Source organism: Streptomyces sp. NPDC034111 (assembly GCF_055575375.1).
Genome location: NZ_JBVIST010000022.1, coordinates 99,235 through 118,279 on the forward strand (window position 1 = coordinate 99,235; position 19,045 = coordinate 118,279).

The 19,045-nt window shown below is 73.1% G+C and carries 18 protein-coding genes; 12 read left to right on the forward strand and 6 right to left on the reverse strand.

Features of this window, described 5'->3' with window-relative positions; genetic code table 11:
* Positions 1 to 160: 160 nt before the first annotated feature.
* The 3 genes from ACZ55A_RS32695 to ACZ55A_RS32705 all read right to left on the reverse strand — a co-directional run bounded on the left by ACZ55A_RS32695 (position 161) and on the right by ACZ55A_RS32705 (position 2,348).
* The gene (locus tag ACZ55A_RS32695; protein WP_468847844.1) at positions 161 to 763 is read right to left on the reverse strand and encodes an Rv1733c family protein; all 603 of its coding nucleotides are present in this window, start codon (positions 761 to 763) and stop codon (positions 161 to 163) included.
* 251 nt (positions 764 to 1,014) lie between these two features.
* The gene (locus ACZ55A_RS32700; protein ID WP_468847847.1) at positions 1,015 to 1,839 is read right to left on the reverse strand and encodes an MOSC domain-containing protein; all 825 of its coding nucleotides are present in this window, start codon (positions 1,837 to 1,839) and stop codon (positions 1,015 to 1,017) included.
* A gap of 47 nt (positions 1,840 to 1,886) precedes the next feature.
* A complete protein-coding gene (locus tag ACZ55A_RS32705; RefSeq protein ID WP_468847850.1) occupies positions 1,887 to 2,348 on the reverse strand; it encodes a DUF6643 family protein in 462 nt (153 codons plus the stop codon).
* A 244-nt stretch (positions 2,349 to 2,592) separates the two neighbouring features.
* Between ACZ55A_RS32705 and ACZ55A_RS32710 the strand changes: the two genes are divergently transcribed.
* A complete protein-coding gene (locus ACZ55A_RS32710) occupies positions 2,593 to 3,984 on the forward strand; it encodes a TerD family protein (protein WP_468847853.1) in 1,392 nt (463 codons plus the stop codon).
* 15 nt (positions 3,985 to 3,999) lie between these two features.
* Here the strand turns inward: ACZ55A_RS32710 and ACZ55A_RS32715 are convergent, their stop codons facing one another.
* Positions 4,000 to 5,148 (reverse strand): glycosyltransferase, encoded by a 1,149-nt coding sequence (locus tag ACZ55A_RS32715; RefSeq protein ID WP_468847953.1) that lies wholly within the window; start codon positions 5,146 to 5,148, stop codon positions 4,000 to 4,002.
* A 118-nt stretch (positions 5,149 to 5,266) separates the two neighbouring features.
* On the opposite strand from ACZ55A_RS32715, the gene ACZ55A_RS32720 reads away from it, so the two are divergent.
* The 3 genes from ACZ55A_RS32720 (at position 5,267) to ACZ55A_RS32730 (ending at position 7,405) form a co-directional block, all read left to right on the forward strand.
* A complete protein-coding gene (locus tag ACZ55A_RS32720; RefSeq protein ID WP_468847856.1) occupies positions 5,267 to 6,070 on the forward strand; it encodes a glutamate racemase in 804 nt (267 codons plus the stop codon).
* Positions 6,071 to 6,132: 62 nt separating this feature from the next.
* The gene (locus tag ACZ55A_RS32725; protein WP_468847859.1) at positions 6,133 to 6,744 is read left to right on the forward strand and encodes a hypothetical protein; all 612 of its coding nucleotides are present in this window, start codon (positions 6,133 to 6,135) and stop codon (positions 6,742 to 6,744) included.
* Between the two features lie 151 nt (positions 6,745 to 6,895).
* Positions 6,896 to 7,405, forward strand: a complete 510-nt coding sequence (locus ACZ55A_RS32730) for an NUDIX hydrolase (RefSeq protein ID WP_468847861.1) — start codon at positions 6,896 to 6,898, stop codon at positions 7,403 to 7,405.
* A gap of 12 nt (positions 7,406 to 7,417) precedes the next feature.
* On the opposite strand, the gene ACZ55A_RS32735 is transcribed toward ACZ55A_RS32730, so the two are convergent.
* Positions 7,418 to 7,978, reverse strand: a complete 561-nt coding sequence (locus ACZ55A_RS32735; protein ID WP_468847864.1) for a hypothetical protein — start codon at positions 7,976 to 7,978, stop codon at positions 7,418 to 7,420.
* Positions 7,979 to 8,205: 227 nt separating this feature from the next.
* On the opposite strand from ACZ55A_RS32735, the gene ACZ55A_RS32740 reads away from it, so the two are divergent.
* The 3 genes from ACZ55A_RS32740 to ACZ55A_RS32750 all read left to right on the forward strand — a co-directional run bounded on the left by ACZ55A_RS32740 (position 8,206) and on the right by ACZ55A_RS32750 (position 11,385).
* A complete protein-coding gene (locus ACZ55A_RS32740; protein ID WP_468847867.1) occupies positions 8,206 to 9,054 on the forward strand; it encodes a 3-hydroxybutyrate dehydrogenase in 849 nt (282 codons plus the stop codon).
* Between the two features lie 78 nt (positions 9,055 to 9,132).
* A complete protein-coding gene (locus ACZ55A_RS32745; RefSeq protein ID WP_468847870.1) occupies positions 9,133 to 11,100 on the forward strand; it encodes a helix-turn-helix domain-containing protein in 1,968 nt (655 codons plus the stop codon).
* A 90-nt stretch (positions 11,101 to 11,190) separates the two neighbouring features.
* Positions 11,191 to 11,385, forward strand: coding sequence for a CsbD family protein (locus ACZ55A_RS32750; RefSeq protein WP_468847873.1), 195 nt, complete (start codon positions 11,191 to 11,193; stop codon positions 11,383 to 11,385).
* A 76-nt stretch (positions 11,386 to 11,461) separates the two neighbouring features.
* Here ACZ55A_RS32750 and ACZ55A_RS32755 read toward each other — a convergent pair whose 3' ends face one another.
* Complete coding sequence (locus ACZ55A_RS32755; protein WP_468847875.1) at positions 11,462 to 12,862, reverse strand: MFS transporter; 1,401 nt, start codon at positions 12,860 to 12,862, stop codon at positions 11,462 to 11,464.
* Positions 12,863 to 13,251: 389 nt separating this feature from the next.
* Here ACZ55A_RS32755 and ACZ55A_RS32760 point away from each other — a divergent pair, with 389 nt between their 5' ends.
* The 5 genes from ACZ55A_RS32760 (at position 13,252) to ACZ55A_RS32780 (ending at position 19,040) form a co-directional block, all read left to right on the forward strand.
* Positions 13,252 to 14,655 carry an RNA polymerase sigma factor gene (locus ACZ55A_RS32760; RefSeq protein WP_468847878.1) on the forward strand — a complete coding sequence of 468 codons (1,404 nt, stop codon included), beginning with the start codon at positions 13,252 to 13,254 and terminating at the stop codon, positions 14,653 to 14,655.
* 116 nt (positions 14,656 to 14,771) lie between these two features.
* On the forward strand, positions 14,772 to 16,820 hold the full coding sequence (locus ACZ55A_RS32765) for an RICIN domain-containing protein (protein ID WP_468847881.1): 2,049 nt from the start codon (positions 14,772 to 14,774) through the stop codon (positions 16,818 to 16,820).
* A gap of 80 nt (positions 16,821 to 16,900) precedes the next feature.
* Complete coding sequence (locus tag ACZ55A_RS32770) at positions 16,901 to 17,542, forward strand: hypothetical protein (protein ID WP_468847884.1); 642 nt, start codon at positions 16,901 to 16,903, stop codon at positions 17,540 to 17,542.
* A gap of 138 nt (positions 17,543 to 17,680) precedes the next feature.
* Entirely contained in the window at positions 17,681 to 18,889 is a 1,209-nt protein-coding gene (locus ACZ55A_RS32775) for a 4-hydroxybenzoate 3-monooxygenase (RefSeq protein WP_468847887.1), read from the forward strand.
* 76 nt (positions 18,890 to 18,965) lie between these two features.
* Positions 18,966 to 19,040 carry a hypothetical protein gene (locus tag ACZ55A_RS32780; protein ID WP_468847956.1) on the forward strand — a complete coding sequence of 25 codons (75 nt, stop codon included), beginning with the start codon at positions 18,966 to 18,968 and terminating at the stop codon, positions 19,038 to 19,040.
* The last annotated feature ends 5 nt before the right edge of the window (positions 19,041 to 19,045 follow it).

Consider the following 19,045-nt stretch of genomic DNA (forward strand, 5'->3'; position numbering starts at 1 on the left):
CCTCGTGCGGCTGATGTCGGCCCGGCTGCCATCCGTCCGCGGATGTCCGCATTCGGGTTCTCCGGGCCCCAGCCGAGAGGCTGGCGCCCCCACCGTAGCGCGCCCGGCGGGCGGCAGTTGACACGGTCAGTGCGCCTGGTCAGCTGCGGAGCGCAGAGGCTCAACTCCCCGCGTCGGCCCGGCCCCAGGTCTGGCCCGCGCGCTCCCACTCCTCGTCCCAGCGGCGGTAGCGACGCACCATCAGCTGCCCGACGACCAGCCGCCGGACGCCCTCGATCAGACCGCCGGCCGCGGCCGTGGTGCCCAGACCTGCCAGCACCGCATGGGTACCGGCCGTGCTGACGTCCATCGGCCGCGGCATCACCCGGCCCTGGCCGTCCGTCCAGATCCGGAACCGCTCACCGGGCTCCACCGGGCGCGGTGCCGAGATCTGCCCGATATGCGGCCGGCCGTCCACAGCCGTCCACCGGGCGATGACCCGGCGGTGCGCATCGCGGTGCGAAGAGGTCTCCGGGTCGGGGTCCAGCGGGGCCCGGGAGACCAGCCGGTCGACGGTGACCCACACCAGATGCCGCTGCTGGTGCTGCACCCGTACGGTCTCCAGCAGCGCGCCGTGCGCCGCCCGGCCGGTGAACCAGCCCACGGAGGGCGCCCCGAGGGCGATGAGGAGGGCGGCTATGAGCGCCACCCAGGCCTCGAGCCGATCGGTTCTGCGGCGCAGCGGGTTGTGCCGCCAGCGCCATACACCTCTCATCGCTCGCATCGCTGCCCCCTCTCCGTGTCCGTGAATACCGCATCAGGGGTACCCCAGGCGAGGGTTCTGCCAAGAGAGAGCAACATCACGCCAAACGGAGAGCGACTTTTGGCCGTACGCAGCGGCCGGCTCCCGCTGCGGCTACCGTGCGGTCGGCGCAGCCGTACCGCCTGGCACGGACCGGGTCCGGACAGCGGGACGCGGCCCGCAGCGGACGCGAACGCCCGCGGCGCGGCCATGGCGCAGGCCGCGCCGGCCCGTCAGTCGAGGATCTCGAACGGGTCGCCGATACGGATCGTGCCGGTCCCACGGGGTATCAGGTTCTGGCCGAAGACCAGCCGGTCACCGAAGCGGCGGTGGCGGGCCAGGGTCCGCAGCGGCTCCTTGCCGCGCTCGGCCGTCTGCTGGTCCGTGGTGGTGACGACACAGCGTGCGCTGGGCTTGGCCACCTGGAAGACCACCTCGCCGATCCGGACCCGGTGCCAGTCGTCCTCCGCCCAGGGAGCGGTGCCGTCGACCACCACATTGGGCCGGAAGCGGGTCATCGGCAGGGGGCCCTCATCGGCGTGGTCGCCCTGCGCGATGAGGGAATTGAGGGCGTCCAGCGACGAGGTGGTCGTCAGCAGCAGCGGAAAGCCGTCGGCGAAACTGACCGTCTCTCCGGGCTCGCAGTACTCCGGGTCGATGGGCCGGCGCTTCTCCGGGGCGTCGAGATGCACCAGCCGGCACGCGAGACCCAGATACCTGCTGAACCACGCGGCCGCGGCCTCGCCCGCGGGCACCGCCTCGACCTCGTCCTTCCAGACCTCGACCGGAAGGGTCTCCCCGCTCTCGGGCACCTCGACCGTCAGCGGCGGCATACCGGGCGCGGTGAGCCGGAGGGCACCGCCCGGCATGCCCTCGGCGCGTGCCAAAGCCAGCCTCGGCTGCGGCCGTTGGGTGAGCTGCCTGCCCTCGGCGTCCACGAGCAGCCACCGGCGGTCCCCGGCGAGCCCCCACGGCTCCACGACCGCCTCGCCGGGACCGGACCCCGCAATGGATTTGACCGGATAGAGATGGATCGAGTGGAGCACAGGACTGGGCATGTGTTCCATCCTGCCAGCCGCCTCGGACAGTTGGCCGGCCGCCCGGGTCAGTACCCGCGTGGATACTGCCGGCCGTACGGGTCGTCGTACGGCGCGGCCGGCCGCGGCGCGACCGGAGCGGCGGGCCGCATCGCCTCGTACCCCGTGCCCGTTCCGGGCGCCGGGCGCTGAGGCTGGGGCTGCTGCGGGGGCTGGTAGCCGCCGCGGGTGCCCGACTGATGCGGGATGTACGGCGCCGGGGCCTGCTGGAGCGGGGCGACCGGCTGCGCGGCCGCACCCGGATAACCCTGCCCCGGCGAGGGGTAGGAGGGGGCGGCGGGGAGTGCCGGCAGCGCCGAGGGCAGCGCCGGCAAATAGGACGAACCCGTGTCATAAGGGGAGGGGTTCACCCGGATCGGGGCGATCTGTGGTGTACCGCGCTCTGCGACGAGGCTGTCGTAGATCGGGGTGTCCGGGAAGGAAGGCGAAGCGTAGTAGCCGCCGCCGTAGGTAGAGCGGGGGGAGGTCATGCCTCATAAGTTAAGCCCACCATGTGCCGATTGGGGAGCCTGAAAAGAAGGTTGTTTTACGTGTTCGGAGTGGCCATGGATCGCCAATGCGAGCGAACTTGGGAAAATCGGTCGCGATCGCCCGTAGGAATCGTGTAAAGACCTCGCTTCTCCCGGGTGAACAAGGCGCGTTCGCAGTGGTGAGGGCCGAGTAGGTTGGTGGGTGTCGCCGGCGAGGGGGCACGGACAAGAGGAAGGCGCAGCGATGTCGATGCTCAAGGGCAGCAATGTCCCGGTCCCGGCCCCGGCGGTCCGGGTGGAGCTGGGCTGGCAGGCCGCTCCGGGGACACCGGACGTGGACGCCTCGGCGCTGCTGCTGGTGTCCGGAAAGGTCCGCGACGACGGGGACTTCGTCTTCTACAACCAGGCCGTGCACGCCTCCGGCGCCGTACGGCACGAGGGCAAGCGGCCGGCCGGCGGCGCGATGACCGACAGCCTCACCGTCGCCCTGGCCTCCGTGGAGCCCGCCGTCGACACGGTGGTGCTCGCCGCCTCCGCCGACGGGGGCACCTTCGGGAGCGTCCCCGGGCTGCACATCAGGGTGCTGGACGCGGCGAGCGGCGCCGAGATCGCCCGTTTCGACAGCCAGGACGCCACCACCGAGAGCGCCTTCGTGCTCGGCGAGCTCTACCGCCGCCAGGGCGCCTGGAAGTTCCGTGCGGTGGGGCAGGGGTACGCCACCGGACTCGCGGGCCTGGCGACCGACTTCGGCATCAGCGTCGACGAGCCCGCGACGGCACCCTCCCCGCCCCCGCCGCCGGCTCCCGCGCCGTCCACTCCGCCCGCCGCGCCCCCGGCGATGGCGCCCGCGCCCCCGATGGCGCCTCCTCCGGCGCCGCCCGCGCCCCCGTTGCCAACGGGTCAACCGGCGGCGTCAATCCCGCCCCCGCCGGGGCAGTACGCACCGGCTCCCGCACCGGCTCCCATTCGTCTGACCAAAGTCACCCTCACGAAGGAGGCCCCCGCCGTCTCGTTGACGAAGCAGGGCGGCACCTCCGGGGCGATGCGGGTGAACCTCAACTGGACCGGCGGCGGCGCCGGCAAGCGGCTCACCAAGAAACTCGGCCGCAAGGCCATGCAGGCCATGGGCGCCCGCGGCGCGCTGCTGCCCCCGTCCGGCGAGCTGGACCTCGACCTGTGCGCGCTGTACGAACTCACCGACGGCGCGGCCGGTGTGGTCCACCCGCTCGGCAACAACTTCGGCTCCCTGCACGCCCCGCCCTACATCCAGCTCGACGGCGACGACCGCACCGGCGCGGTCGCGGCCGGCGAGAACCTGACCATCAACCTCGACCACCAGGCGCACATCAAACGCATCCTGATCTTCGTCACCGTCTACGCGGGCGCCCGCAGCTTCGAGGGCCTGAACGCCACGGTCACCCTCCAGCCCCAGCACGGCGCCCCGGTCGACTTCTCGCTCGACGCCTGCACGGTGCCGTCCAACGTCTGCGCACTGGCCCTGATCACCAACACCGGCAGCGAACTCGTCGTCCAGCGCGAGTCCCGCTACCTCGTTCCCGAGCCCGGCGTCAGTCCGCAGCGCACCGTCGACCACGCCTACGGCTGGGGCCTGAACTGGTCCCCGGCCAGCAAGTGACCGCGGGGGCGTGGCTCAGGGCGCGCCGTACGTCCGGCCCTTCCACGCCGCGCCGCGCCCCCGGTAGTGCTGCACCGCCGAATCCACGGTCATCAGCAGATAGAGCAGCGCGGTGAACGGCAGCAGCGGCGCCGCCCACGGCGGCTGCCCGTAGTAGCGCAGCATCGGCAGATACGTCCCGCACATCACCGCCCAGGCGGCGCCGCCCAGGGCCGCGGTCGCCGGAGCGCCGCCGGCCAGCCCCGCCGCCAGGGCGACCGGCGGCGCCAGATAGATCAGGGCGAGACCGAGGACGGTGCCGAGCAGCAGCGTCGGCCGGTGCCGCAGTTGGGCGTAGGCGCTGCGTGAGACCATCCGCCACAGATCGGCCGGCCGCGGGTACGGCCGTACGCTGTCGACCCGGTCCGCCAGCCCCAGCCAGATCCTGCCGCCGCTGCGCTTGACCGCCCGTGCCAGCGTCACATCGTCGATCACCGCATGCCGGATCGCCTCCGGGACGCCGGCCCGCTCGGCCGCCTCCCGGCGCAGCAGCACACAGCCGCCGGCCGCCGCCGCGGTCCGCGCGCCGGGGCGGTTGACCCACCGGAAGGGGTACAGCTGCCCGAAGAAGTACACGAAGGCCGGCACGATCAGCCGCTCCCAGCCCGTCGCCACCCGCAGCCGCGCCATCTGCGAGACCAGATCCAGCCCCGCCGAGCGGGCCGCGGCCACCAACTCCCGCAGACTGTCCGGTTCGTGCGCGATATCCGCATCGGTCAGCAGCAGATACTCCGGTGCCATCCGCTCCCGCGCCAGTGCGATCCCGTGCCGCAGTGCCCACAGCTTGCCCGTCCAGCCCCGCTCGGGCTCACCGGGCGAGGACACCGTCAGCGGCAGCCCGCCCCGCGCCGCCGCCAGTTCGCGGGCGAGCGCCCCGGTCCCGTCCGTACTGCCGTCGTCGACCAGGAACACCTCCGCCCGGCCCGGGTACTTCTGGCCGAGCAGCGAGGGCAGGCTCGCCGGCAGCACCGCGGCCTCGTCCCGCGCCGGGACCACCACCGCGACCGACGGCCAGCGCTGCGGATCGCGGCGGTCCGGCAGCCGTACGTCCGTCCGCCAGAAGAAGCCCTGCCCCAGCAGCAGCCACACCCAGGCCAGCAGGGACCCGGCACCGATCCACTCCATCGCTCCCACGGCCGCAGTCTGCCGCACCGCACGCCGGTGGCCGGTCTGCCCGGCGGACGTGTCCCGCCCACCCCGCCCGGTATGACAAGTCGGACGTCCGGGCCGGTAAAGTGGCCGGGTGAAGATCGCGCTGATGGACTCCGGGACCGGGCTGCTCGCGGCGGCCGCCGCCGTGCGGCGACTGCGGCCGGACGCCGATCTGGTCCTCTCCTCGGACCCCGACGGCATGCCCTGGGGCCCGCGTACCCCCGATGATGTCGCCGCCCACGCCCTGGCCGTGGCCCGCGCCGCCGCCGCACACGACCCCGATGCACTGATCGTCGCCTGCAACACCGCGTCGGTCCACGCACTGCCCGCGCTCCGCGCCGAACTGGAACCCGCCGTCCCGGTCATCGGCACCGTCCCGGCGATCAAGCCCGCCGCGGCCGGCGGCGGCCCGGTCGCCATCTGGGCCACCCCCGCCACCACCGGCAGCCCCTACCAGCGGGACCTGATCGAACGCTTCGCGCACGGGGTGGCCGTCACCGGCGTGCCCTGCCCGGGGCTCGCCGACGCGGTCCAGGCCGCCGACGAGGCCGCCATCGACGCCGCCATCGAGGCCGCCGCACAGCACACCCCCCGGGACATCCGCGCCGTCGTCCTGGGCTGCACCCACTACGAACTGGTCGCGACCCGGATCCGGTCCGCCCTCCAGCAGTCCGGCGCCCCCGCGCTCGTCCTGTACGGCTCCGCCGAGGCCGTCGCCGCCCAGGCGCTGCGCCGCATCGGTGCCGAGCCGGCGCCCGCGGCCGCCCCGACCGGCACGGTCAGCGTGATCCTCAGCGGCCGCCCGGCCGCACTTCCGGCCGAAGCGCTCACCTACGCCGAGGGCCGGCTGCTCGCCGGTCACCGTACGGACACCGCGGACGCACTGAGCGGCTGAGCGGCCGGAACGCCCCGTCCGAGACCCTGCCGCAGCGTGCGAAGACGCGTACGCTGCGTCCCATGAGGGACCACCCCCACGAGGGGGCAGCAGCCCCCGGCAACCACAGCAACAACGACGGCGGCGATTCGCCCGTCCCCGTCGGCGGCGCCCATGCGGACCCGGACGTCTGGGAGGGCAGCGCCACCAACCGCATCCAGTGGCTGCTGGCCGCGGTGGGCGCGGCCTGTCTCGCGCTCGGCATCGAGCTGGCCGTGGACAGCAGCTGGAAGTCGGGCCTGGCGCCGCTGGTGATGTCGGTGGTCGGCTGTGTGGCGGCCGGTCTGCTGGTGCTCTTCGGCACGCTGGCCTTCGTCCATGTCGCGGTGCGGGTCGACATGGAATGTCTGGAAGTGCGGTGCGGCCATATAGGGGTGCCGCGCCGCCGGATCCCCCTCGACACCGTCATCGGCGCCGACTTCGCACCGCAGGTCACACCGCGCCACTGGGGCGGCTGGGGCTACCGCTGGCGCCCCGAACAGGGCACGGCCGTGGTCGTACGCCGCGGTGAAGGCCTGGTGCTCCGGCTCGGCGACGGGCGGACGTTCACCGTCACCGTCGACGACGCCGAGGGCGGGGTCCGCACGATCCGTCGTCTGCTCCAGCTGCGCAACGGTTCCCCGGCCGGCGCCTGAAGAACCCGACCCGGTGGGCGCGTGGGGGCGGGCAGGGCGCGCGGGCCGGGGCCCGTGCCTCGCGACCAGGGAAAGCTCCGGGCCGTCCGGTGCGGAGGACCAGGGAACTCTCCGGGCCGTCCCCGCGGGGCCGGTCCCGTAGGGTCGGAGCATGGCAACCCCCGACTTCATCCGTGACCTCCGCCAGTCCATCGGCCGGCAGCTGCTGTGGCTGCCCGGCGTGAGCGCGGTGGTCTTCGACGACCGGGGCCGGGTCCTGCTGGGCAGGCGGGCCGACACCGGCGGCTGGTCGGTGATCGGCGGGATCCCCGAGCCCGGCGAGCAGCCGGCCGAGACCGCGCGGCGCGAGGTGTACGAGGAGACCGCCGTGCGGGTCGTCCCCGAGCGGGTGGTCCTGGTCGAGACCATGCCGCCCACCCACTACCCCAACGGCGATGTCTGCCAGTTCATGGACGTGACGATGCGCTGCCGCGCGGTCGGCGGCGAGGCGCGGGTCAACGACGACGAGTCGCTCGAGGTGGGCTGGTTCGACCCGGACGCCCTGCCCGAGGTCAACGACTATGCGCGCACCCGCATCAAGCGGGCGCTGGAGGACGCGCCGACGTGGTTCCACGACGTGGGCGAGGAGCAGCCGGAGCAGGCGCCGCAGTCTCAGGGGTAGGCCCCCAAGGGTTCACAGCTCCTCCGTCGACGGCTCCTCCATCGGGTCCGACGGCTCACCGGGGAGGGTGGGCAGCTGGGACCCGTCCGGCTCGCCGGGTTCCTCGGGCGGCGCGGGACCGGTGTCCTCCCCGGACGGCTCCTCGGTGTGCATCTCGCGCCGGTCCTTGCGGCAGCTGGTGATCCAGGTGCCGGTGGGGCCGCTCTCGTACTGGCAGAGCCAGCCGCGTACGGACAGCGTGCCCCGGTCGTCCTCGGCCTCCCGTGGCGCCCGCAGGAAGAATTCCGACATCACGTCGCGGGCCTCCGTACAGCCCACCGTGCCGCCGGCGCCCGGATCCGCGTAGAGCGCGACATCCCCCTTCTTGCCGAGGGCGTCCCTGATCTCGCCGCAGCTCACCGGCTGTCCGGGCACGGTGGGGGAGGGGGCCCCGGAGCGCTGCGGGTCCGGCCCGGTGCCCGTACCGGCGGACGACGACGCGGTGGTCGACGCCTCGTCGCCCTCCTCCGCGTCACCACACCCCGCGGCAGTCAGGGCGAGCAGCACGGTCGGCACGGCGATCAGCCTCCGCATGACGGACTCCCTTGTGGCGGCGGTGCGCAGAGGACAGCTGCGTCGTACGACGCTAGGAGGCCCGCGGCGGGGCGGCGAACCGGGGCGGCCGTTCGGGTGATGCGTGCCGGGCGGTGCGGGGCGCGGCAGGGCGGCCCCGGCGGACGTGTCCGGACGCCATGCCCGGACGGTGAAGTGTGGTGCCGCGGCACATCGGAGGCGGACCGGTCGCTGCCTAGGGTGCGGACATGACCATGAGCGGCGCCCCAGGAACCCCCGGCTCGCCAGGAACGCCCGGCTTTCCCGGGGCCCCGGGGAGCCCGGGACCGGTCTCCCTCGACCTGGCCGGCCGCACCGCCCTCGTCACCGGCGCGGCCGGCGGCATCGGCCGCGCCTGTGCCCTGCGGCTCGCGTCGGCCGGCGCCACCGTGCGCGCGGTCGACCGGGACGCGGCCGGCCTCGCCGAACTCGCCGCCGCCCGCCCCGAAAGCGCCCCCGGCACCATCGAACCCCGCCCCCTCGACCTCACCGACCTCGACGCCGCCGAACGGGCCGCGGCCGGCACGGACCTGCTGGTCAACAACGCCGGCATCCAACTCGTCCGTCCCATCGAGGAGTTCCCGCCCGAGGTCTTCCACCAGGTGCTCACCGTCATGCTGGAGGCGCCCTTCAGGCTGCTGCGGGGTGCGCTGCCCCATATGTACGCGCAGGGCTGGGGCCGCGTCATCAACATCTCGTCCGTGCACGGACTGCGGGCCTCCCCCTTCAAATCCGCCTATGTCGCCGCCAAACATGGCTTGGAGGGACTGTCGAAGACCGCTGCCCTGGAGGGCGCCCCGCACGGCGTCACCAGCAATTGCCTCAGCCCCGGGTATGTCCGCACCCCTCTCGTCGAGCGGCAGATCGCCGACCAGGCGGCCGTGCACGGCATCCCCGAGGAACGCGTCCTCACCGACATCCTGCTCGCCGACTCCGCCCTCAAACGGCTGCTCGAACCGGAGGAGGTCGCCGAGGCCGTCGCCTACCTCTGCACCCCGCAGGCGTCCTTCGTCACCGGCACCTCGTTCGCGCTGGACGGCGGCTGGACCGCGCACTGAGCGCCGCGCACGGTACGCACCGGTCCGCGGGCGGCCGGGTCTGGCGCACCGCGACGACCCGAAGGTAAGCCTGTGACCATGCCGCACGACCAGCCGACGCCCGCGCCCGTCCCCGGGGACGGCTCCGCCCACGACCCGGCCGAGGCCCCGTTCCTCGGCCTGCTGGCCACCGGCGCCGCCGCCGAGGAGTACGAGCGCCCGGTGCTGCGCGCCCGCGCCGAGGGCGCGTCCGCCGGCCGGCTCGCCGCCCTGGAGCGGGCCAAACTGCTCGCGCTGCGGGTCCGCACCGAGCTGGAGGACCGCCGGCGGCGCGAGGCCGAGCTGTCCGCGCTCTACGCCACCGCGCACGACCTGGCCGGGCTGCGCGACCTGGACGCCGTCCTGCGCGCGATCGTGCGCAGGGCCCGCTCCCTGCTGGGCACCGAGGTCGCCTACCTCACCCTCAACGATCCCGCCGCCGGCGACACCTACATGCGGGTCACCGACGGCTCGGTCTCCGCACGCTTCCAGCAGCTGCGGCTCGGCATGGGCGAGGGCCTGGGCGGACTCGTCGCACAGACCGCCCGCCCCTACGTCACCGACAGCTACTTCCACGACGAACGGTTCCGGCACACCCGCACCATCGACTCCGGCGTCCGCGACGAGGGCCTGGTGGCGATCCTCGGGGTGCCGCTGCTGCTTGGCAGCGGCGTCATCGGGGTGCTCTTCGCCGCCGACCGCCGCGAGCGGGTCTTCGAACCCGGCCAGATCGCGCTGCTCGCCGCCCACGCGGCACACGCCGCGGTGGCCATCGACACCGCCAACCTCCTTGCCGAGACCCGTAAGACGCTTACCGAACTCGAGGCCGCCAACGAGATCATCCGTGACCGCAGCGCGGTCATCGAGCGCGCCTCGGACATCCACGACCGGCTGGCAGAACTGGTGCTGCGCGGCGGCGGCGTCCAGGACGTCGCGGACGCGGTGGCCCAAGTGCTCGACGGCGAGGTGGAGTTCACCGAACCCGAGCGGGCACCGGCCGCTGCCGTGGACCGCTCCCGCACCGACGGGCACGCCGTACGGGACGGCGCCGACTGGGTCGCGGCGGTGTGGGTGGGCGGCGAGGTGCTCGGCGCCCTCGTCCTGCGCGGTCATCCGGCGCTGGACCCGGTCGACCAGCGGACCCTGGAGCGGGCCGCGATGGTCACCTCGCTGCTGCTGCTCGCCCGCCGCACCGCCGGCGAGGCCGAACAGCGGGTCCGCGGTGAGCTGTTGGACGACCTCCTGGACGCCGCCGCCCGCGACCCCCGGCTGCTTCGCGAACGCGCGGCCCGGGTCGGCGCCAACCTGGACGCGCCGCATGTGGTGCTGGCGGCGCGGATGGCCGGGGCGCAGGCACCCGGCTGCGGCGGCCCGCCCCGCCCCGACGGTGCCGACCGCCGGCGCCTGTGGTCGGCGGCCTCCCACCTCGCCGCGACCCGCCACGGGCTGGCCGCCGTACGGGACGGCGGGGCGGTGCTGTTGCTGCCGCTGGGCCCCGACGGCGACCCGGCGCACACCGCACGGGAGATCGCCGGCCGGCTCAGCACCGCCCTCCACGTCCCCGTCACGGTCGGCGCCTCCGCCCCGGTCCCGGCCCCCGCCGCCCGGCCCGCGGCGGTGGCGGACGGGTACGCGGAGGCCAGACGCTGCCGGGAGGCGCTGTGCGCGCTGGGCCGGACCGGCCAGGGCGCGGCCGCCGCCGACTTCGGCTTCCTCGGACTGCTGCTGGCCGACACCCGCGATGTCGACGGCTACGTCCACCGCACCCTCGGCGCGGTCGCCGACTACGACGCCCGCCGTGGTACGGAGCTGCTGCGCACCCTTTCCGCCTACTTCGCCTGCGGGATGAGCCCGGCCCGCACCAAGGACGAGCTGCATGTCCATGTGAACACCGTCGCGCAGCGCCTGGAGCGGGTGAGCCGGCTGCTGGGCCCCGACTGGCAGAGCCCGGCGCGCGCCCTGGAGATCCAGCTGGCCCTGCGATTGCACCAGCTCGCGGACGCCGTGGCCGCCGATACGGAGGAGTAACGGGCGACCCGCTCCGGGTGCGCACCCCGACCGGCTGCGGCAACGTGGTCCCGGAGCTCTCGCTCCCTTCCACGGACAGAGGAGTTCGGCATGAGTGGCAAAAGTTCGATGGGCAAGATGAAGGGCAAGGCCAAGGAGAAGGTCGGCGAGGCCATGGGCAACGAGCGGCTGCGCGCCGAGGGCCGTACGGACCAGGCCAAGGCCAGGGCCAAGGACGCCATGGAAGGCGCCAAGGAGAGCGCCCGTGGGATAAAGGACTCCCTCAAGGGCAAGCGGCGCGGCTGACGTCCGGCGGGGGCGTGGCGGGTCCACCGTCCCGTCTCCCGGAGCGTCCCACGGCCCGCCGCGCCCCCGCCGCACATCAGACTCCGCCGGACGGTCCGGACCGTTCCGGCGGCCGGGCCCCTCCGGACGGTACGGGCGGCGACGCCGCCGCTCCCACCGCCGCCAGATCCCGGCTCCGGGTCTCCCGGGCCGCACCCACCGCGATCAGGGTGAGCAGCGCGGCGGCGATGACGTACAGGGCGATCGGCGCCGGGCCGCCGAAGCCGGCGAGCAACGCGGTCGCGATCAGCGGGGCGGGCGCACCGGCCGCCACCGAGGCGAACTGGGCGCCGATCGAGGCCCCCGAATACCGCACCCGGGTCGCGAACATCTCCGCGAAGAAGGCCGCCTGCGGCGCGTACATCGCCCCGTGGAGCACCAGCCCGACGCCCACCGCGAGCAGCAGCGGCCCGAAGCGGCCGGAGTCCACCAGCGCGAAGAACGGGAACGCCCAGCCGGCCACACCGGCGGCGCCCAGCAGATAGACCGGCCGCCGCCCGATCCGGTCAGAGAGCGCGCCCCACGCGGGGATCACCGCGAAGTGCAGCACCGAGGCGAGCAACACCGCGTTCAGCGCGGTCTGTTGCGACAGGCCGGCGTGCGAGGTCGCGTACACCAGCACAAAGGCCGTGAGGACGTAGTACGAGATGTTCTCGGCCATCCGCGCGCCCATCGCGATCAGCACCTCGCGCCAGTGGTGCCGCAGTACGGCGACCAGCGGCGTCCGCTCCACCGCCGCGCCCGCCGCCCGCCGGGCCTCGGCGCGCCGCAATGCCGCGCGGAAGACCGGTGATTCATCCACCGACAGCCGCATCCACAGTCCGACGAGGACCAGTACGCCCGAGAGCAGGAACGGCACCCGCCACCCCCAGGCCGCGAACGACGCCTTTGGCAGCAGCGCCGTCATCGCCGACAGCACGCCGGTGGCCAGCAACTGCCCGGCCGGTGCGCCGGTCTGCGGCCAGGACGCCCAGAAGCCGCGCCGCCGGGCGTCACCGTGCTCCGACACCAGCAGCACCGCGCCGCCCCACTCACCGCCCAGCGCGAATCCCTGCACCAGCCGCAGCACGGTCAGCAGCACCGGCGCCGCCGTACCGATCGTCCCGTGGGTGGGCAGCAGCCCGATCGCGAAGGTCGCACCGCCCATCATCAGCAGACTCAGCACCAGCAGCTTCTTGCGGCCCAGCCGGTCCCCGTAATGCCCGAAGACCAGCGCGCCGACGGGCCGGGCGGCAAATCCGACCGCGTACGTCAGAAAGGACAGCAGGGTCCCGACGAGCGGGTCGGAGTCCGGGAAGAACAGCGTGTTGAAGACCAGCGCGGCGGCTGCTCCGTAGAGGAAGAAGTCGTACCACTCGACGGTGGTGCCGATGAGGCTCGCGACGACGATGCGCCTGAGGCCGGCGGTGGGCGGGGGAGCGGTTGCGGGGGCGGCCATGGATACCACTTCCGGCGGGGTGCGGGGACGTTGATGTGTCGCCACACCGTAGGAACGGCCAGATCGGGCGCCCATGTGGCGGGGCACCACACTTCGCGGCGGGGGTGTGCGGGCGGCGCTCATGCCGGGCGGTGGCACCGGAACGTCTTCGAGCCGTCCTCAGCCTTCCTCCGTGGTGACGTTGCGTAATCGGTCGGAATGCGTAACGACATGACGGTCGGCTCGAACAACGGGACAAACTACGGCTAAACACCCCGACTTGAGGCTTGTGAAAGTCTCTTCACGAATTTCTGTTACGCACCGCCAGTCACCAACGTCTCCCTACATGTACGGCGTAACACACTCGCGCGCACCAGCGCCGAGAGAGCGAACGCAGAGAGTGGGGGGGCGTGGACGCGGAAAACGTGGTGGCGGTGGTCACGGCCGCGCAGAACGGTGACCACCGGGCTCAGAACGAACTCGTCGGCGCGTGCCTGCCGTTGGTGTACAACATCGTCGGCCGGGCCCTGAACGGTCACGCCGACGTCGACGACGTGGTGCAGGAGACCATGCTCCGCGTCATCAACGGCCTGGGCAGCCTGCGCGACCCGGCCGACTTCCGGTCCTGGCTGGTGGCCATCGCCATGAACCAGATACGCCAGCACTGGCGCGAGAACCAGTCGCGGACCGCGCCCCTCCCCGGGTACGACGGGCTGGACGACTCCCTCGACATCGCCGACCCGGGCGCCGACTTCGTCGATGTGACCATCACGCGCCTGGGCCTGGAGGGCCAGCGCCGCGAACTGGCCCAGGCCACCCGCTGGCTGGACAGCGACGACACGGCCCTGATGTCGCTGTGGTGGCTGGAGGCGGCGGGCGAACTGACCCGCACCGAGGTCGCGGCCGCCCTGGAGCTCTCACCCCAGCACACCGGCGTCCGGGTGCAGCGGATGAAGGGCCAGCTGGAGACGGCCCGGGTGGTGGTGCGGGCGCTGGAGTCCATCCGTAAGGCGGGCCCCCGGGTCTGTGCGGAACTGGCGTCGATGGCGGAACGGTGGGACGGGGTGCCGTCCCCGCTGTGGCGAAAACGGATCTCCCGGCACATCCGCGCCTGCGCGGGCTGTTCGGAGCACCGGAACGAGTTGGCGCCCGCCGAGAAACTCCTCGTCAACTTCACGCTGGCACCCATGACGGGGGCGGCCGAGGCCGCGCTGCTGGCGGCCGTGTACGCGAAGGCGGACGACGGGGGCGGGAGGGCGAGGGCGGCCCGCGGGATGACCCCGCCCTCCGCATCCGTGGCGTCGGACTCGCGCGCGGGCGCCGCTCGGTCCGCTACCGTCGCTGATCCCGTGCGTGCGTGGCACCGCCGCGGCACCGGCCACGGCCGCCACCTCATACCCCACAGACGCCGGGCCGTGCGGACCGGGAGCACTCCGGCGCTGCCTGTCGCCGTCCTGAGCGCCGTCCGCACGGCCCGGAACATGCCCGGGCCCGGCACAAGCACCACAGGGCCCACGCTCGTGGCAGCCGCGCCCCGCGCCGTGTTCACGGCCCTCCCCGGACCCGGTCCCCACGCCCGTCCCGCACCCCCACCGCGACGGTCGCCCGTACGACCGCACCGCCGGCCCGGGGCCGACGGCGGCCCTCCCGCTCCACGCCCCGCAGCGGCACTCCCGTTGGCCACGCCCCGTCCGTTGCCGGTCCTCTCGGTCGCACGCCTGGTCCCTCCCCAGAAGAAACGTTTCGCCCGACCGGTCCCCGGTGGACGCAGAACGTCGCGAACCGCCGAAGTGACCTCCCGCGAAGCCCCCTGAGCCCCTGACCCCCCACACGGCAGGCGCTTTCACGGCACCCCTGCGCACCTCCAACGCGCCGGAACGTGCCCACGCCTGTTTCAACGCAACCGTAAAACCCATGGCAGGAGAGAGAGTTGGGGAAGAGAAGCAGACGCCGTCACGCCGCTCGCAGCGGCGGTGGCCGCCGTCGCACCGGCATAGTCGCCGCCGCGGTCCTCGCCGCGACCGGCATCGTCGCCACCGGCGTGGTCTACGGCGTGACCGGTGGCGGTGCCTCCGGCAAGCGTGAGACCACCGCCGCGCCCGGCTCGGCATCGCAGGCGGCAAGTCCCGCTCCGGCCGCCAGGCCCGAGCACAAGAAGACGCTCGCACCGCTGGGGAAGCTGCCCAAGAGCGACCCGAAGCACGGCCTGGTCTACAAGGGCCTGAAGCCGGCTCCGAAGAGCGACCCCTGTGTGGGCGTCTACAAGGTGGAGCGCTCCGGTCTGTGCACGCACGGACCGGACGAGCCGCCGAAGGGGGTGGACATCCACCGGAACACCCCGCCGGCCGTCAAGGCCAGCGCGCCCAAGCCGGACCTGAACAGCGATGACGCCCAGGCGCCGTCGTCGAAGGAGCTGCTGAAGGACGCCCTGCCGGTGCTCGACGCCCGGAAGGACGCCGGTCGGCAGACCGCGGCCGCGGCACCCGCCGCGGGCGAGGGGAGCCGCACGGCCGCGGCGGGCGGCCAGAAGGTCGTCTGCGACGGCGACGGCACCTCCGGCAACCGTGTGCAGGTGCTGTACGTGCACGCGCCCGGCCAGTCCCGGTACGGCCAGTACGTCGCCTCGTTCAAGCAGTGGGCGGCCGGCGCCGACCTCATCTACGAGGAGAGCGCCAAGGAGACCGGCGGCACCCGGCACATCCGGTACGTCACCGCATCTGACTGCACCCCCACGGTCCTGGACGTCGAGCTGCCCGCCTCGGCGCTCAGCGAGTTCAGCGCCACCAACAACGCGCTGGCGGAGCGGGGCTACAACCGCCGCGACCGGAAGTACATGATCTTCGCCGACACGCAGGTGTACTGCGGTATCGGCAGCTTCGCCGGTGACGAGCGTCCCGACGCGAGCAACCAGAGCAACTTCGGCCCGTCCTACGGCCGTACCGACTCCGGCTGCTGGAGCGCCTCCACGGCCGCCCACGAGCTGGGTCACAACCTGGGTGCGGTCAACAACAGCGCTCCCAACACCAGCCGCGGCGCGCACTGCACCGACGAGTGGGACATCATGTGCTACTCGGACACCCCGTACTACCCGCAGATGCGCACGGTGTGCCCCGAGCGCGGCCACGACGAGCGCCTCGACTGCAACCACGACGACTACTTCCACACTGCCCCGCGGCCGGGCAGCTACCTCGCCACCCACTGGAACGTGGCGAACAACCAGTTCCTCATCAACGGCGGTGGCACCAAGCCGGACACGGACACGGACCCGGACCCGGGTCCCGGCACCGGTCCGAAGCCGACCGTCGGCACGGTGACCGCCGACACCGCGACCCTCAGCTGGCAGGCCGTCAGCTCCGCGGCGAGCTATGACATCGTTCTGAACGACAAGTCCATCGGCAGTGTCAAAACCGCCACGACCCGGCTCGTCAACCTGCGCCCGGACACCGCCTACACCGTCGCCGTCGCCGTGAAGGACCGCAACGGCCGGACCTCCAAGCCGGGCCCGCAGGCGTCGTTCCGCACCACTTCGGCCGGTGACCAGAGCCACCCGATCTCCTCCGGCAAGCCCTATGTGCTGCTGAACGCCCTCACCGGCAAGGCCGCCGACCTCTACGGCGGCTCCTCCGCCGACGGCACGGTCCTCATCGGCTGGCAGCGCCACGGCTACGCCAACCAGCAGTGGGTCTTCCGTGACGCGGGCAGCGGCCATGTGCGGATCGAGTCGACGCTGTCCCACAAGTGCCTCCAGGTCGGCGGCTCGCTCCAGGCCGGTGCCTATGTGATGCAGCAGCCGTGCTCGTCCGCCGCGTCGCAGCAGTGGAAGACGACGGCCTCCGGCAGCACCTGGACGCTGGCCCCCAAGGGCACGGACCTGGTGCTCGGTGTCAGCGCCCGCGACTACTACGGCGGCACGCTGCTCGAACTACAGCGGCCGGACAGCCGGGGCCAGCAGAACTGGACCGCTCAGCCCGCCTCCTGACCGCCGTTCCACACCTCTCCCCGGCCACATCTGCCCCACGGGCCACATCGGCAAGCCATATCGGCAAGGAGCCCCGATCCATGCGTCTGCGTCCTCGCGCCCTGTGCGTGCCCCTTCTGGCGTCCCTGGCGTCGCCGCTGCTCGTCCTGGCCCAGGCCGGGCCGGCCGGTGCGCACGGAGACACCATCCGGTTCACGGTCAGCGGCCAAGAGGCCGGGCACGTACGGGCCGTGGCGACGTATGAGGACGACCGCGACCCGGTCACCGAGCGGATCTCGGGCACCGTCACCGCGGTGTCCGTGGACGGGCGAACGCTGGGCCCGTGGCGGCTGGTCGCCGTCCCGGGCCACGCCGGAACCGTCACGACTCAGGAGGTACTGCCTCCGGGTACCTGGACGGTCAGTGTGGAATCCGGCTTCCCCGAACTCGGCCGGGGAGAGGGGAAGGTCAACGTACCGGTGGTGGACCCCAGGCCCGGGGCGAAGAAGTCCCCGCGGCCGGCGTCGTCGCCACGGCCCACGGCGTCCGGGACCGCCGCCGCGGCCCCGTCCGTCGAGCCCGCCGCACCGGCCACCGCACGCGCGGCGTCCCGGGCGGAAAAGGAGTCGGAGTCCGGAGGGGCGACGGCGTGGCTGCCGTGGGCCGCCGCGGGCGCGGCCGTCCTCGCGGGGGTGGCCGCCACGGTCACCGTCGTGCGCCGCCGGCGGTCGCGTACGCCGTGACCGACGGCCGAAGACCGGTTCCGCCGTCCAGGCTCGCGCCGTCCAGGCCGGCCTGGACGGCGGCGGTCGCCATGGCAGCCAAGGCCCGTTCCGCGCGAGGATGAGGGAGAAGCGTGGTAACTGAAAGGAACGCGTGTCGTGTTCTCTCCCTCCGAAGCCGCCCCGCTGCGTACCTCGGTCGTCATCATCGGTGCCGGTCCCGCCGGCCTCACCACAGCGAACCTGCTGCGGGAGGCCGGCGTCGAGTGTGTGGTCCTGGAGGCGGAGAGCCGGGAGTTCATCGAGCAGCGGCCGCGTGCGGGATTCATCGAGGAGTGGGCGGTGCGCGCGCTGGACCGCCACGGGCTGGCCGACCGGCTGCTCGAACGCGCCGAGGCCCAGGGAGAGTTCGAGTTCCGCTTCGACGGCGAGCGGCACACCTTCCGGACGGCACAGCTGGCGGGGCGGCGTCACTTCGTCTATCCGCAGCAGCTGCTGGTGACCGATCTGGTCGCTTCGTACGTGGACCGGGCGGGCGGCGATGCCCGCTTCGGGGTGCAGGAGGTGCGGCTGCACGAGATCGACGGTGCGCGGCCCGCCGTGTCGTACACCGACCCGGAAACCGGCGCCCGGCACCGTATCGAATGTGACGTCATCGCGGGCTGCGACGGTGCGCGCGGGGTGAGCAGGGCGGCGATACCCGCCGGGGCGACCGCCCTCACCCGCTATGACCACGGCGTCTCCTGGCTCGCCCTGCTGGCCGAGGCCCCGCCGTCCGCGGACGGAGTGGTCTTCGGCATTCACGAGCGCGGATTCGGTGCGCAGATGGCCCGCAGCCCCCGGATCACCCGCTACTACCTCCAGATCGCCGCAGGTGAGGACGCCGATGACTGGCCCGACGCGCGGGTCTGGGACGAGCTGCACACCCGCCTCGCCGCGGCCGGGGCCCGCCCGCTGACCGAAGGCCCCCTGCTCGAAAGGGTGGTCCTGGACATGCACGACTACGTGGTGGAGCCGATGGCATACGGCCGCCTCTACCTGGCCGGTGACGCGGCCCATCTGGTCGCACCGATCGCCGCCAAGGGGATGAATCTCGCCCTCAACGATGCGATGCTGCTCGCCGATGCGCTGATCGCGCACCACCGCGGTGACGACAGCGGCCTGGCCGGCTATTCACAGGCGTGTCTGCGCCGGGTCTGGCAGTACCTGGACTTCTCGCGGTGGCTCTCCGAGGTGCTGCACGGCGCCTCGTCCGGCGACCGCTTCCGGGCGGGTACGGCCTCGGCCCGGCTGCGAAGGCTGCTGGGATCCGAGTCGGCGGCGAAGGCGTTCGCCGGTCTGTACCTCGGTGAGGATGCCGACCTGTAACACTGGGTGAGTTGCCGCTACGAAGTGGTAGAAATTCCGCGAAAAGTATCGTGGAGACACGGAGAAGGGAGACGCCATGTCCTCGAAGCGCCGTCGTAAGAAGAAGGCACGCCGCAAGGGTGCCAACCACGGCAAGCGGCCGCAGTCCTGAGCCGA